15 protein-coding genes are annotated in these 13,221 nt (G+C 61.7%); 4 read left to right on the forward strand and 11 right to left on the reverse strand.

What is annotated here, in order from left to right:
- Positions 1–4 precede the first annotated feature (4 nt).
- The 3 genes from GLW01_RS04440 to GLW01_RS04450 all read left to right on the forward strand — a co-directional run bounded on the left by GLW01_RS04440 (position 5) and on the right by GLW01_RS04450 (position 2,242).
- On the forward strand, positions 5–442 hold the full coding sequence (locus GLW01_RS04440) for a hypothetical protein (protein ID WP_160898257.1): 438 nt from the start codon (positions 5–7) through the stop codon (positions 440–442).
- A 121-nt stretch (positions 443–563) separates the two neighbouring features.
- Positions 564–1,466 carry a hypothetical protein gene (locus tag GLW01_RS04445; RefSeq protein ID WP_160898258.1) on the forward strand — a complete coding sequence of 301 codons (903 nt, stop codon included), beginning with the start codon at positions 564–566 and terminating at the stop codon, positions 1,464–1,466.
- Positions 1,448–2,242, forward strand: coding sequence for a hypothetical protein (locus tag GLW01_RS04450; protein ID WP_160898259.1), 795 nt, complete (start codon positions 1,448–1,450; stop codon positions 2,240–2,242). Before GLW01_RS04445 ends, GLW01_RS04450 begins: the two co-directional genes overlap by 19 nt.
- 1 nt (position 2,243) lies before the next feature.
- On the opposite strand, the gene GLW01_RS04455 is transcribed toward GLW01_RS04450, so the two are convergent.
- Both GLW01_RS04455 and GLW01_RS04460 read right to left on the reverse strand, forming a co-directional pair.
- Positions 2,244–3,887, reverse strand: a complete 1,644-nt coding sequence (locus tag GLW01_RS04455; RefSeq protein ID WP_160898260.1) for an FMN-binding glutamate synthase family protein — start codon at positions 3,885–3,887, stop codon at positions 2,244–2,246.
- A 51-nt stretch (positions 3,888–3,938) separates the two neighbouring features.
- A complete protein-coding gene (locus tag GLW01_RS04460; RefSeq protein WP_237416484.1) occupies positions 3,939–4,955 on the reverse strand; it encodes a lipid A deacylase LpxR family protein in 1,017 nt (338 codons plus the stop codon).
- Positions 4,956–5,053: 98 nt separating this feature from the next.
- Between GLW01_RS04460 and GLW01_RS04465 the strand changes: the two genes are divergently transcribed.
- Complete coding sequence (locus GLW01_RS04465; RefSeq protein ID WP_095616256.1) at positions 5,054–5,197, forward strand: DUF3096 domain-containing protein; 144 nt, start codon at positions 5,054–5,056, stop codon at positions 5,195–5,197.
- A gap of 19 nt (positions 5,198–5,216) precedes the next feature.
- Here the strand turns inward: GLW01_RS04465 and GLW01_RS04470 are convergent, their stop codons facing one another.
- The 9 genes from GLW01_RS04470 to GLW01_RS04510 form a co-directional block, all read right to left on the reverse strand.
- Complete coding sequence (locus GLW01_RS04470; RefSeq protein ID WP_160898261.1) at positions 5,217–6,251, reverse strand: DUF5924 family protein; 1,035 nt, start codon at positions 6,249–6,251, stop codon at positions 5,217–5,219.
- Between the two features lie 44 nt (positions 6,252–6,295).
- On the reverse strand, positions 6,296–6,715 hold the full coding sequence (locus tag GLW01_RS04475) for a DUF4399 domain-containing protein (protein ID WP_160898262.1): 420 nt from the start codon (positions 6,713–6,715) through the stop codon (positions 6,296–6,298).
- A gap of 123 nt (positions 6,716–6,838) precedes the next feature.
- Entirely contained in the window at positions 6,839–7,651 is an 813-nt protein-coding gene (locus GLW01_RS04480) for a formate/nitrite transporter family protein (protein ID WP_160898263.1), read from the reverse strand.
- Positions 7,652–7,664: 13 nt separating this feature from the next.
- Positions 7,665–8,105, reverse strand: a complete 441-nt coding sequence (cynS, locus tag GLW01_RS04485; protein ID WP_160898264.1) for a cyanase — start codon at positions 8,103–8,105, stop codon at positions 7,665–7,667.
- A 300-nt stretch (positions 8,106–8,405) separates the two neighbouring features.
- Positions 8,406–9,290 (reverse strand): sulfurtransferase, encoded by an 885-nt coding sequence (locus GLW01_RS04490; protein WP_160898265.1) that lies wholly within the window; start codon positions 9,288–9,290, stop codon positions 8,406–8,408.
- An 88-nt stretch (positions 9,291–9,378) separates the two neighbouring features.
- Positions 9,379–9,774 carry a DUF302 domain-containing protein gene (locus GLW01_RS04495; protein ID WP_160898266.1) on the reverse strand — a complete coding sequence of 132 codons (396 nt, stop codon included), beginning with the start codon at positions 9,772–9,774 and terminating at the stop codon, positions 9,379–9,381.
- 18 nt (positions 9,775–9,792) lie between these two features.
- Positions 9,793–11,166: an FAD-dependent oxidoreductase gene (locus GLW01_RS04500; RefSeq protein ID WP_160898267.1), complete on the reverse strand. Its 1,374-nt coding sequence runs from the start codon at positions 11,164–11,166 to the stop codon at positions 9,793–9,795.
- A 12-nt stretch (positions 11,167–11,178) separates the two neighbouring features.
- Positions 11,179–12,309 (reverse strand): acyl-CoA dehydrogenase family protein, encoded by a 1,131-nt coding sequence (locus GLW01_RS04505; protein ID WP_160898268.1) that lies wholly within the window; start codon positions 12,307–12,309, stop codon positions 11,179–11,181.
- A gap of 60 nt (positions 12,310–12,369) precedes the next feature.
- Positions 12,370–12,909: an OsmC family protein gene (locus tag GLW01_RS04510; protein WP_160898269.1), complete on the reverse strand. Its 540-nt coding sequence runs from the start codon at positions 12,907–12,909 to the stop codon at positions 12,370–12,372.
- Positions 12,910–13,221: the final 312 nt, after the last annotated feature.

Here is a 13,221-nt window from a genome sequence, read left to right on the forward strand (position 1 = left end):
TGAGATGGCTTTTTGTCGTTTCTATGATGGCTCCCATTGTTCCCTGCAAGACTCTGAGGTTCTTGGAGATAAGAAAACCTCGGGATTCTGCTGGAAAGGTGATGACCACGCCGTTGCCATCTTTCCCGAAGACGGAACTCTGAAGTTGGTTATTGATTCAAGTAAGTGGGACCTTCTGAGCGAGAAAGTCGACGTTGACTATTTTCATGACTACAAAACGGCTTTAACCACATTCAGGGTCTACGGTGATGGATCCGAATTTGAAGTCTCCTATCCGAGTTGGTGGCGCGGGCGTGAGGACGTCGAAGTGGATGAGATGGCAGCGAGCAGAGAAGAAGAGAATGCCGAAGAGGATATTTTCGGCTACGTCTGTATGCTGAAAGAAAATCGAGCGGCGGCTGACAATCTCTATGCCTTGTGGGCGAGGAATGCTGCGTCCTGACAGAGCCCCGGGAGACCGAGAGCTGCCTTTAAACGAGCTCCGCTACGGAGACGTTTAGACTGGTAATAGAGCGAATTCCGTCCAGCTCAGGGCAATACCATCACTTCAATAGTGAGTCGTTATGGAAGACGAACTCGAACATTTCCTGGGTGTTCGCGACACGTTGCTCGCGAGTGACAGCGCCAGCCCTGATCAGCTGAAGGCATATGATCGGCAACTGTTCGGAACCCTGGCGAAGCAGGCCGCCGGGGCGTCAGCACTGCTTTCATCAGAGACCGATACTTCTGAAGTGGCAAACCTGTTCTCAGCTGAGCCGGGGCGCCTGCTCTGTGTGCTGGAAGCCCGTGATCGGTTGTGGCCGGGCGAGCTGGAGCGGGTGCACTCCAGCCTGATTCATGAGCACGATCATGGAGAAATCGCCTGGTGGCTGGCAGCTCACTACCGTCACCTGGCTTGCCCCACGGATTTCCCGGAGACCTTCACCGCCCAGGTCTGGGCCGCCCGTGCACTGACCCGGCGTGGTTATATTCCGCCGGCTCCCTGGACGGACTGGCATGCGGCGATCCAGCAGGAGACCTGCCCCAGAGCGGTCGCGCTGACCCTTTGGGATACGGGTGACGGAGATCTCTGGCAGGAATGGCTTCCCCCGCTACTGGCGGCCACGGATGACACTCGTGTAGCGGCCCTGATCAACGCCCTGGCGCCAGAGGTCACGGATGCCGCCCTGATCGGGATACTCGGGGCCACCTCGCACAGCCGCTTCCTGCCCTGGCTGGCCAGCTTTCGTCATGACGAATCACTGGCAGAACCCGCTCTGCGCGAAGTGCGCTGGCTTGTCGGGGACCGGGAAGAACGTCACAGGGGACGGCAGCTGTGGGGCATGCCTCTGGAGGAGGTGAACTGGAAGCGACTGTTCCGGGTTCTGCCCCTCGGTTTCCGTGAGCGCCTCTGGCCCGCGTGTAGTCACCGGATTGAAGGCACTCCCGTTTCGCTGCACGGAGGTCGATGGTGCCCTGGCAACTGACCGATATTCACGGAGCGATTGGTGCCTGCCACCTCGAGGATCTTCTGACGCCGGAGCTGGGAAGCCAGCCCCTGGTCCCTGACGAACAGGGTCAGTGCCGGATCCCGGATGTTGAGGCTGAAGGTGGTCATGAGCGGCTGGTTGAGGTAATCGAGCCTCTGCTCCTGTCGGACCAGCCAAACTGGGTCATGCTGCCCGCCAGTGAACAGGAACAGCGACTGGCCTGGGAACAGCGGATCGGTGACCGGGCTGAAATCGGTTTCGGACGCGGCTGGAACGCACTGGCCATGAGCCAGCTCAACCGGCTGGGCACTGCCGGGCGGATGATTGCGGCTCGGATGACCAGCGCGGATGCGGCAGGGGTGGAAGCCGTCCTGGCTCTCGACTGGACGCCTGCGGACAGTGGTCTGGAACTGCTCTTCTCCCGGGTGGATGGACGGCCTGACGGCGGGACGGATCCCGGTGACCTGATCCGCAAGGGCGTGGAAGCCGTTTCCCAGCCCGAAGCCCTGCTGTGCCCGGGGAACGGCAGCGATGGGTACATGGAGCAGCTCATCCCGGCCTTTCCGGGGCTGGGTGACTGGGTTCAGCCCGAGGTCCGCTGGCTCTTTCCCGAAGCCTCGGTGGGTACCCTGGGCGTGGCCGGCAACCTCTTCGGCTGGGCCTGGCTGGCGCAGGGATACCGCCTGGGTGAATTCACGGAGAAGACGGCGATTCTGGCCATGGATGAGGGCGCCCTCGTGGGGCTCTCGATCATGAACCCGGTCGAAGCCTGACTCAGCGCACCGGATTCCGGCTGAACCGGATAACGGAACTGGGAGCACCGAATTCCCGGGCGCTCGCCTCTTCCCAGTAGTGGTCAAAAAGCTCGTACCCGGTGTCGCCATTGAGCAGGGCACCGGGTTCGAGGAACGGGTAAAGGTCCCGATAGGTGCGGAACTCGGTCTGGGAGGTCTGCTGGATGATGTGGTCCGGCCCCAGTTCCGAGGTGTTGCGCAGGCCGGCGGCGCCAATCAGGTTGCCGAGGGCCTGCACCGTGTTCCGGTGGTAGTGGTACACGCGCTCGCTCTTGAGCGGCACGTCCAGCTTATCGCCCCGCCGTGGGTCCTGGGTGGCGACACCGCTGGGGCATCGCCCGGTGTGGCAGCTCAGGGCCTGGATGCAGCCGAGGGCGAACATGTAGCCCCGGCCTGCGTTGCACCAGTCGGCGCCCAGGGCGAGGGTCTTGGCCAGATGGAAGCCGGAGGTGATCTTGCCGGCGGACCCCACGGCAATGACGTCCCGCAGGTTGGTGCCCACCAGGGTGTTGTGGACGAGCAGCAGGGCATCCAGAAGCGGCATGCCCAGCCGGTTGATGAACTCCAGGGGCGCGGCGCCAGTGCCTCCCTCGCCACCGTCGACCACGATGAAATCCGGGTGCCGCCCGGTCTCCAGCATGGCCTTGACGATGGAAAACCATTCCCAGGGATGGCCGATCGCCAGCTTGAAGCCCACGGGCTTGCCGCCGGACAGTTCCCGCAGCCGGTCCAGGAATTCGAGCAGTTCGATGGGTGTGCTGAAGGCCGAGTGGCTGGGCGGCGACACCACGTCCTCGCCCTCGGGAACGCCCCGTGCCTCGGCGATTTCCTGCGTGACCTTGGCGCCGGGAAGGATGCCGCCGTGGCCTGGCTTGGCGCCCTGGGAGAGCTTCACCTCGATCATTTTCACAGCGTCCCGCGTGGCGTTCTCGACGAACAGGCCCTCATCGAAATACCCCTGTTCGTCCCGGCACCCGAAGTAGCCGGAGCCGATTTCCCAGACCAGGTCGCCACCGCCTTCCAGGTGGTAGCGGGAGATCGATCCTTCACCGGTATCGTGATAGAAACCGCCGCGGGCCGCCCCATGGTTCAGGGCCCGTATCGCGTTGGCGGACAGGGAGCCAAAACTCATGGCAGAGATGTTGAAGACGCTGGCTCTGTAGGGCCGGGCGCAGCGGCTGCCGATGGTGATGCGGAAGTCCGAGTTGGCATGGTCCACCGGCGTCAGCGAGTGGTTGATCCATTCGTAGCCGGGGTTATCCATGTCGAGGAGGCTGCCGAAGGGGCGCTTATCGAGCGTGTTCTTGGCGCGCTGGTAGACGATGCGCCGTTGCTCGCGGCTGAACGGGCGGCCCTCGGTGTCCGAGAAGATGAAGTACTGCCGGATCTCCGGGCCAATGGACTCAAAGAAGTAGCGGAAGTGCGCCAGTACCGGGTAGTTGCGGCTGACCGTGCGTCTGTGCTGCACAAGATCCCAGATGCCCAGAACGGTAAACGCGATGGCGGGCAGGGCGACGGCCAGCCACCATGCGGACAGGCTGCTGAGCGCCAGCGTGATCAGGCTGACCAGGATGCAGGCCACGAAGGCACTGTAGCGTAAGGGGATCAGTGTCCGTTCTGTCATTCGGGATCGCCCCTTGTCGGTACGCGGATGGTTCCTGAGAGTACGACGGTGTCAGAGCCGCCAGACCAGTGAAACAGTACCAAAAGACAGTGGTTCTTTGTTGCTCGCGTCCTGTGAGGTCGTGGTCCGCAGTGAGACCGAGAAATGGATGTCCCGGTTATGCAGGCTCGCGCCGATACCCGCATGGCCGACCAGAGGTTCCTGGTCGTACCGGTACCGACCGGAGCGCTCGTCGAGATAGGAGTAGGGAATCCACTCCCCGAGAACGCCGACAAAAACGGACCACCCGGGGCCGGGGGCGTCCAGGATGCCGGGCATGCCCACTGACGATGACAGCCCGGCGTAGTCGGAAATGAAATTGTCCGGCAGATTGGTGCCAAAGCGCCAGCCCGCACCAATCTGGGCATTGGAGATGAAGTTGCTGGCCTCAGCGCTCACCAGCCAGTTCAGGTCCTGTTGCAGTCCATCTGCCTGACCGGTTTTCAAGGCGCGGCGTGCATGCAGGGCCTGGACGCCGCCAACCCAGTCGGTGCCCAGCTGATTGTCCCAGCCGCGAGGGTTGGTGCTGCCGGTGACACCATGAACCCATTCCTGAGCTTCCTCCGCCATTGAGTCCGGCCCGATAACACCGGCCGATACGCCGTAACCCGTGATGCTGCGGTCATCCCAGCTCCAGAGGGTTACGCTGCCGGAAAGATACCCGGTGTAGGGGATATCATCGTACTGAGGCTCGCGGCGCTCGATATCCTGGGGGGTGAGCATCAGTTGGCGCAGTGACCAGGCGAGGGCGTGGTTGCTTTCCGGCGCGCCCACGCCGGGCAGCGGCGTAAGGGCATCCCGTGTCCGGCCGCTCAGGCACAGACGGCAATCGGGTTTGTTCTCGGCCGCTTCTTCCAGATAGGAAATGCGCAGGCCGTTCGTGTAGCCTTTGTCCTCACCGGTCAGCAGGTCATTGTCCCAGGAAAGACTCAGAGTTCCCCCTGAGGCCGGGCCCGCCAGGAGCATTGCTGTCAGAACCAGAAGGCGCGGCACCTGTCCCAGATGGCATCGGATCGTTAATGTCAGCATGTCGGGTCTATACGTTTCCTTAACAGTAGGCTCATTCTACGCCCGAGCTGCTAGGATTGGATTCGGGGATTCCCGAATAGCCAGTCAAAGGAGGTAATATGACGTTTCACATTGATCTCGCCCCGCTGATTTCGCTGGGTGCCGGGATCGGTATCCTGATCTTCCCGAAGCTTCTCAACTACATCGTGGCGGGTTACCTGATCGCGATGGGGGTTCTTGGCCTCATGGGGCATGGCTTCTGAAGCGTTTCCCGGGGCCGGCTCAGTCCCGGACCCGGAAGCGGATCTGTCCGATCATCTGATCCGACCCGGTCCTGACCCGCACATGCCATATCCCTTCCGGATTGGGTGGGAAACGGAGCTTGTGGGTCCAGGCACGGTAGCCCGCCTCACGGCCACCGGTGACCTCCAGCGGTATGCGGTCATAGACGCGGCCGTTGTGTACCCATTCGTGATAGACCGTCTCATGCAGCCCGCGTGGCGCCCGGATTGCGGTATAGGCGTAGAGCCCACGTTCAGCGACCGCCTCGGCAGTGGCCTCCTCCAGTGAGCGTCCCGGCTCCATGTCATCCTGGTCCACCAGATGGGATATGGTGCTTTCGGTCAGCCACAGGGTGGCGGGTGGAACAGCCACGCGGCCGAACCAGGCGGTAGCCACGAGGACCGTGAGAACCCCGGCCATACCGACAAGGCGCAGGGCACCCCCAAGCGGCACAGCCTGGGCCAGACTCGGCAATGCCAGAGTCAGGGTGAGCGCGGTGGTGATGATGTAGCTCTCCCAGGTGCTCAGGTGCAGGATGATGGGCAGTGCCGTCAGCAGAATGGTGGACAGCGCCAGGCAGTGATAGGCGAGATAGAGCCAGCGGTGGCGGGTGAGCCAGCCGTGGTAAACCGGGTCAATGATCGAGATCAGGCCGGCGATGCCGATCAGTGCCGTGAACAGGGCCTGAACGCTGTTCCAGGTTGTGGTGATGGCAAAAAACGGGAGAGCGAAGAAGAAGCTCTCCTGGTGGATCAGCTGGGTCGTGAAGCGCACCAGCGGCGGTGGCAGGTCCACGCCCGGGATCAGGCTGATCAGGCGGCGTATCGGGTCTTCCAGAACCAGCCAGACCCAGCCCGCGAGCATCAGTATTGCGATCAGTCCCGCCGTATCCTGTTGTCGATCAACAAGCAGGAAGCTGGCGATGCCCGCTACGAAGCCCAGAAGCGCGAACAGCCAGGGGTGGCGACGTACGTGCACGGCGGCACGCAGGGCTTTCCATTTCCAGTTGACCGGGCCGGGCAGTGGTGTACTCATAGCGAAAGGGACATAGGCTGACCGGCCCGGCAGGTCAAAGACGGTTATTCAACGGTAATGGTAATCGTCTCGGATTTGACCGGCGGCTCATGGGGCGTGTGCGTCTCATCGCCGAGCAGCAGCGTCAGCTCGTGTTCGCCGGGCTCAAGATCCAGTGTGGTCTGGGTCTGGCCACCGCCGAAGTGCCGGTGCTGGTCGTCGGAAGGAATGGGCTCATCCATTGCGGGCATCTCCTCCACGTCCACGAGCAGGTGGTGGTGGCCGGTGTTCTTCCGGTCGACCCCAGAGGGCGCCACACCCATGCCTTCAAGCCCGAAGCGGACGGTTACGGGGGAGCTGACGGTCTCGCCGTCCTGCGGGGAAATGAAATAGGCGGATGCTTCTTCCGGTGCATCGCTGGCCATTGCGGCGGTTGTGCCCAGAGCCAGTGTGATGCCGGCCAGTGTGCGGGTCAGTGCCTTCATGCTGTAACTCCCTGTGTGGATGGGATACCAGCATAAAAAGCCGGGGCGGGCGGCGGCAAGCCACCACGCCCCGGCTGGGAGGGTTATTACCGGATGGTCATCCAGTGCAGGGCGTCGCCCCGATCAGGAAAAGCTCTTCTTCGGCTGGGTGCGGACGTGAGTGGTGTACAGAACCAGGCCAACCAGTGTCAGGCCACCCACCAGGTTGCCCAGAACCGTCGGGATCTCATTCCACATGATGTACTGGTAAAGGGTGAAGTCCGCGCCCATCAGCAGGCCGATCGGGAACAGGAACATGTTCACGACGGAATGCTCGAAACCGAGATAGAAGAAGATGATGATCGGCATCCACATGGCCATGATCTTGCCGGACACGTGAGTGGAAATGCTCGCGCCGACAACGCCCATGGAGACCATCCAGTTACAGAACATGCCGCGCATGAAGAGAACGATCCAGCCGGCAATACCGGCTTCCTGGTAACCCACGGTCCGGCTTTCGCCAACGGCCATGATCTTCTGGCCGACTTCATTGATGGCTTCGGAGCCCCCCATGGAGAAGTTGAGGTAGCCGAAAATGGCGATGAAGAGCGCGCCGCCGAGGTTCCCGAGCCCCACAAGGCCCCAGTTCTTCAGCATGCGCGGGAAGGTCACGCCCGGCCGCTTGTCCAGTAGTGCCATGGGCACGAGCGTGAATACCCCCGTGAGCAGGTCGTAGCCCATGAGATAGAGCATGCAGAAGCCCACTGGGAAGAGCAGGGCGCCGACCAGAAAGGAACCGGTCTGCACCGCGATGGTGATGGTGAAGATCACCGCCAGCGCCAGCGTCGCCCCCGCCATGAAGGCACGGATCAGGGTGTCCCGCGTGCCCATGTGGATCTTGGCTTCGCCGGCGTCCACCAGCTTGGTGACGAACTCGTTGGGTTGAAGATAGGACATGTTGGTTCTCCTGTTACCAGCGTTTGAAGGGGAGGAACTTGCCATCCATCGTGATCACGACCCGGTCCCCCTTGGGATCCTCCACGCGGTCCACGTGCATCTTGTAGTCGATTGCACTCATGATCCCGTCGCCGAATTTCTCGTGAATGATGTCCTTCACGCTGTCGCCGTAGATCATGCAGGCTTCATAGATGCGATAGATGAGCGGATCAGTCGGAACGGCTTTGTCCCAGTGCTTGTGGGGGCAGGTTTGCAGGGTCCGTGCCACTTCGTCGCCGAGGCTCAGTGTTGTGCACAGAGCCTTGGCCTGGTCCTCCAGCATGGTGTTCATGCCGTAGCAGCAGGAAGCCGTCCATACGGGCGACATGCCGATGGATTCGGCCAGCTGCCCCCAGGTGTAGCCCTGTTCGTTCTTGGCGGTGAGGATGGTGGCGGTCATGGTTTCATGATTCATAACAGTGCAACTCCTTGAACCAGATTGCTGCATCGATAGTGCATTTGCCCTAAAAGTGGGCGCCTGTTAGCTGACAGCACTCGTACCGTACGAGCTGTCGGTTGCAGACTGAGTAAGCAGTTGCTGTGCCAACCTGTTCTATTTTTTAAGATTCTGATTTGGAAAGATTAATTATGAGTCTGAAGGGGCAGGGAAATTACGAGAAATCGTGAAGAACGATTTCTCGTAGTCATACAACACGATTTCCCGTAGTAGGGGACCTCAATGTTGATGGTTTGTTTGTGGAGAGTAGGGGGACTTCTAACCAGCCAATCTTTGCTTAAGGAGGGGCGCCGCAGCCCCCGGGCTACCTGATTCAATGGGTAAAGCGGGATCCTTGGCCCATTCGTTCCAGGAGCCAAGGTAAATCCGGAGGTTGCTGAACCCGGCCTGGCGCAGGGCGACAAAGGTGTTGCTCGCCCGCGCGCCCTTGAAGCAGTAGATGACGATGGGGTCGTCCGGGGCAATGCCCCTGGATGCGGCAAGCTCCCGGATGGCCTCAGGCGTCTTGAAGGCGGGGACTTCCCCATCGTCCATGAACTCGTACCACTCAAGCCATACGGCACCGGGAAGCCGGCCCTTGCGGGGAACGAAGTCCTTACCGTAGGGGGAAGAGCTCTCCCCGAGCCATTCATCCTGGTCGCGGTTATCCAGCAGGATCGCGTCACCGTTGGCCAGGATCTCAAGCATGTCATCCCTGGTCGCGAGGAGGTCGCGCTGCGGATTGAGGGGGAAGGTTGCCGGCGTCACTGTTGGCGCCTCAGACGTCAAAGGCATGCCAGCCTCTTCCCAGGCTCGGAGGCCGCCATCGAGAATGCCGGCCGCCGGATACCCTAGGTACTTGAGCAGCCAGTATCCGCGGCAGGAACCACCGTACTGGGTATTCAGGGCGTCCTCATAGACAATGGCGGTTTTCTGCCCGTCCAGGCCCACGTTGCCGAATAGCTCCGCGAATGTCTGGTGCATTGTGTCCAATCCGCTGTCCGTGGTCTCCGCCAGGTAGTAGAAAATATCGGATACATTCACGGCACCCGGGATGTGTTCGGTCTCGTACTTATCGCTGTCGCGGATATCAATCAGCACCGCCTTGCCGGCGCTGGCCAGTGCGTTTGCTTCCTCAACGCTGTAAAGAATCTTCTCAGTCATGGTGATTTCTCCTGCTCCCCGCCCCTTCCTGCCTGGATGGTCGAGGCGTTATCTGAGAAGGGCCTGCCTGGCCCTCCTGGATGTGTGGCTATAGTGTTTCCGGTTCGGTGCCGACGGAATGGACAATGCGCTCAAACACGGGGTCCAGTTCGCGCCCAATGGTGGCCAGCTCCGGTTCAGGGAAGAGGCCAAGGTTGACGCTCGGCCGCTGCCAGTCGACCCGGACGCCGCCCGCGACGCTCTCGTAGACATGGCCCCGCACGGGTATCGCAATGCCCGCGTCCTCCCGGGCTTCCCACACGCGCGCGGCATAAGCTGGATGGAAAACCTCGAGCACCTGGTGGAAAGGGCTCTCCAGGCCAACGTGGGCGACGTTGGTCGAGGCCGGGATGTGGCACAGAAGGTACATGCCCTCGGTGCTGATGGCCTCTTTGAGTCGTTCAACCGTTTCTTTTGGCGAATAATCGCTGGCAACACGGAACATTGTGTTCGGGCTCCTGACTTATTGACCGCGCATCTGCGCTTCATACTGTTTGGCATCGCGTGTGCGCTTGCCGGACAGGGCGAAACCGGTCAGTCGATCCTCTGATCGGTGTTCCAGGACAATGTCCTGACCATCGGCCTCGCGCTCCACCCACTCGCCGTCCTCCTCGGGCGCCCATACCGCCAGGGGCAATGACGGTGTCTTGATGACGATGGTCCCGGCATTCGCCTGGTAATGGGTCTCATGGCCACAGAGGTTGGCGGCCAGGGCCTGGGCCTGCTCCTGGAGTGGCCGCACATAGGGAAGCAGTTGTCCGTTGTGCTCGGCACAGTCCCCGATCGCGTAAATGTCGGGGATGGAGGTCTGCAGCCGGGAATCAACCTGGATGCCGGTGCCCGTGGCGGCGCCCGCGAGCCTGGCAAGCTCCACGTTGGGAATCAGTCCAAGGGCGCTGAGCACGACATCGCTCTGGACCGTCTCACCGGAGTCCAGCTGGACAGCCAGTGGCCCTTCAGGGGTGGTGCGGACCGATTGCACGGTACAGCCGGTGTGCAGGTTGACGCCCTTTTCCCGGAGCGCCCAGCCCAGGGTGGCGCTCAATGTCGTCGGCAGCAGCCTTGTCAGGGGATGACTCGCCTGGTCAACCAGATCAACCTGGTGGCCGGCGCTGGACAGGTCGTCGGCAAATTCGCTGCCGATAAGGCCAGCGCCCAGGATAAGAATCCTGGAGGGTGCCTGCGCATCGGTTTCAGCCCGGAAACGGCGGTAGCTGTGCAGGTCATTAACCTGCATCACCTGGTCGGCGGCATCACCCGCCAGTGTGGGCCTGGGCTGTCGGGCGCCGGAGGCGAGCACAAGGGCGCCGTAGGGAACACCCCCTCGTGGCGTGATGATGCGCCGGCGTTCTGTGTCGATAGACAACACGCGTGTGCGGGGCATCAGATTGATTCCCAGCTGCTGCGCCCGCTCCGGTCCGGCAACGGTGATCAGGTCATCGGGCTGCCTGTTGCGGGCAGCGGCGGCTGAAAGCTGGGGCTTGGGATAGACATCCGCGTCACAGTGTGAGATCAGTGTCACCGTGCGTGAACTGTCTTCGGCCCGCAGTGCTTCCACAAGATTCCAGCCCGCCATGCCGCCACCGATGACGACAACCTGGTCGGGATCCTGGCCAGGCTGCATTTGGGTCCGGCCAGCAGGCGCCTCCTGGGGCTCGGCGGGCGACTCCAGGAGCACGAAATCCGCCTTGGAGACACCGCAGTCGGGACATTCCCAGTCATCCGGGATGTCCTCGTAACGGGTGCCCGGTGGCAGCCCGCCATCCGGGTCCCCTTCGGCCTCGTCGTAGATGAAGCCACAGACAATGCACAGGTAACGGCGATAGGGCTGGCTCATCGCGATCTCTCCTCAAGCGGCGCCAAGCCGCTCCAGTTCCTTGCGGAGGTGTTTGATTGCAGGGGTGACGATGGCCACGAAATAGGACTCCCGCAGCTTGCGCTGGGCGGGGGCGTCCGCCAGGTAGCCACGGGCGCCGGCATGCAGCATCGCCGCCTGGGAGGCACGAAGCGCAAGCTCTGAGGCGCTGTGGCGCAGCTGCAGCACATCCGCAAACAGGCTGTCGGAATCATCCCCGATGTCACCGGCCAGTGCCTGCGTGGCCATTCGGGCATCCGCCAGGTCCTCAGCCAGGCTTTCGGGCTGCTCGTCGAGATAGCAGTTCACGTGGCCCTGGGTTTCGCGCATGCCCTCCATGATGTCAATGCAGCCCTGCACCAGCCCCAGGCCCATGCCCATCTGCATCAGGACAAGGCCGGAGCGTATGCGCTGCATCAGGGCGGGGACGTTCTCGCTGATGATCTGGCTGTCCGGGATGAAGCAGTCGCGGAAATGACAGGCGTAGGTGCCACTGCCTTCGAGGGCGGTGAACTCGGCGCACTGCTGGAGGCTGAATCCCGGCTGGTCACAGAAGGTCAGGGCCATGACCTTGCGGTCGCTGCCCTCGACCTGAAAGATCGCGGCGAAGGCATGGTCATTGGCAAGGTTGGAAACCCACGGCAGTGTGCCGTTGGCCACATAGCCGCCATCGACACGCCTGAGACGGATCTTGAGAGCCTCGATCGACGCGAAGTGCTTGAGCGCGTTGGACAGGCCGGTTCCACCGAGTTGGCTGCCATCCGCAATGCGGGGCAGCAGCTGATCACGCACGCTGGTGTCATCGGCGTTTTCCAGGTACCACCCCAGGGCGTCTTGGCACCAGACACAGAAGCCGGTCGACATGCATTCGCTGGAGACGGCATCCATAACGCGGACCGCATTACCAAAATGTCCGGGCCCGGACGGACCGCGTGCACCGCCGGATCCCAAGTGCTGGCGATAACCGCCCAGCGCACCAAGCTCGTGCATGAAGCCTGCTGGATAGGTGCCCTGACGATCGATTTCAACGGTCTGGGGCGCCAGCGTGCTCTGAACGAGCGCTTCAACACCGGGTACCGGGTCAGACGGATCGGTCTGGGGCTTGAGTTTTTCCGCGGCAGTCATGGCTTTCTCTCCTAGTCATCGGGGATCAATTCCGGCGCGGCGCGCCGGAACAGGTCCTGGTTACGCCAGGCTTGTCTTGGTCGGCACGGGGTTGCGCATGGTGTTCGCCACCGGCGACCACTTGTCCGACCACTCGATCAGGTCCTGCAGCTCTTCACGTGAACAGTCCGCATCGATATCAAACTCGGCGCGGATCTCGGTGAAACCGAGTCGCTTCTCGCTCGTGTCGCCCACGCCCCAGACGCTACTGATGTTGATATCGCCCTCCAGGTTCGCTTCCAGCTTGTAGAGGGTGATGCCGCGCCAGGTGGCATTGGCGTGAATGCCCACAAGAAGACAGGACGCCAGTGCGGCGAGAGCGGCTTCAGAGGGGTTGGGCGCGTTGTTCTCGCCCAGCAGTGTCGGGGGCTCGTCGATAAGGTGCCCGTCGAGGTCGCGGCAGTAGGTCATCATCCGGAAGACCCCTTCGCATTCCGTGTGTGACTTCAGAGTGTTGACCTTTTCCGGGTCCATCTGGGCTTTGGCACCCAGGGACTTGAGTCCTTCAAGGTCGATAGGGCGAAGCGGTGTCTTGGCATTCTGAGCTGCGGCTTCAGACATGTGTTGTCTCCTTATTTGCTGCTTTTTTAGAGCGACGGTTTGTCCGTCTGCATTCAAAGGGGGAGCAGCAGATTGCATGCCAGTGTTGTGAGAATGTTCTCTCAGCCCCTGAGGTGCGGGCCTTTCAGGGGCACCGGGAAGGTAGGGGAGGGCCTTTGTGGAGTCAGTTTGTGGTTTTACAGAGAAGACAATGTAGACATTGTCGTGTTTGTACATTCCGTGATCAGGACTTCGGATGCCTTTGATTCCAGCAGTGTGGCGGGTTGTCCGGGTTGGTCTGGCTCTTGCACGAGCAGGACGAAAGAGCTTTCG

The sequence above is a fragment of the Vreelandella halophila genome (assembly GCF_009856365.1).
Lineage (GTDB): Bacteria > Pseudomonadota > Gammaproteobacteria > Pseudomonadales > Oleiphilaceae > Halospina > Halospina utahensis_B.

Excerpts from the sequence above, each read along its gene's own strand:
- GLW01_RS04440 (WP_160898257.1), top strand. The coding sequence starts at position 5 with ATGGCTTTTTGTCGTTTCTATGATGGCTCCCATTGTTCCCTGCAAGAC.
- GLW01_RS04445 (WP_160898258.1), top strand. The coding sequence starts at position 564 with ATGGAAGACGAACTCGAACATTTCCTGGGTGTTCGCGACACGTTGCTC.
- GLW01_RS04450 (WP_160898259.1), top strand. The coding sequence starts at position 1,448 with ATGGTGCCCTGGCAACTGACCGATATTCACGGAGCGATTGGTGCCTGC.
- GLW01_RS04455 (WP_160898260.1), bottom strand. The coding sequence starts at position 3,887 with ATGACAGAACGGACACTGATCCCCTTACGCTACAGTGCCTTCGTGGCC.
- GLW01_RS04460 (WP_237416484.1), bottom strand. The coding sequence starts at position 4,955 with ATGCTGACATTAACGATCCGATGCCATCTGGGACAGGTGCCGCGCCTT.
- GLW01_RS04465 (WP_095616256.1), top strand. The coding sequence starts at position 5,054 with ATGACGTTTCACATTGATCTCGCCCCGCTGATTTCGCTGGGTGCCGGG.
- GLW01_RS04470 (WP_160898261.1), bottom strand. The coding sequence starts at position 6,251 with ATGAGTACACCACTGCCCGGCCCGGTCAACTGGAAATGGAAAGCCCTG.
- GLW01_RS04475 (WP_160898262.1), bottom strand. The coding sequence starts at position 6,715 with ATGAAGGCACTGACCCGCACACTGGCCGGCATCACACTGGCTCTGGGC.
- GLW01_RS04480 (WP_160898263.1), bottom strand. The coding sequence starts at position 7,651 with ATGTCCTATCTTCAACCCAACGAGTTCGTCACCAAGCTGGTGGACGCC.
- cynS (WP_160898264.1), bottom strand. The coding sequence starts at position 8,105 with ATGAATCATGAAACCATGACCGCCACCATCCTCACCGCCAAGAACGAA.
- GLW01_RS04490 (WP_160898265.1), bottom strand. The coding sequence starts at position 9,290 with ATGACTGAGAAGATTCTTTACAGCGTTGAGGAAGCAAACGCACTGGCC.
- GLW01_RS04495 (WP_160898266.1), bottom strand. The coding sequence starts at position 9,774 with ATGTTCCGTGTTGCCAGCGATTATTCGCCAAAAGAAACGGTTGAACGA.
- GLW01_RS04500 (WP_160898267.1), bottom strand. The coding sequence starts at position 11,166 with ATGAGCCAGCCCTATCGCCGTTACCTGTGCATTGTCTGTGGCTTCATC.
- GLW01_RS04505 (WP_160898268.1), bottom strand. The coding sequence starts at position 12,309 with ATGACTGCCGCGGAAAAACTCAAGCCCCAGACCGATCCGTCTGACCCG.
- GLW01_RS04510 (WP_160898269.1), bottom strand. The coding sequence starts at position 12,909 with ATGTCTGAAGCCGCAGCTCAGAATGCCAAGACACCGCTTCGCCCTATC.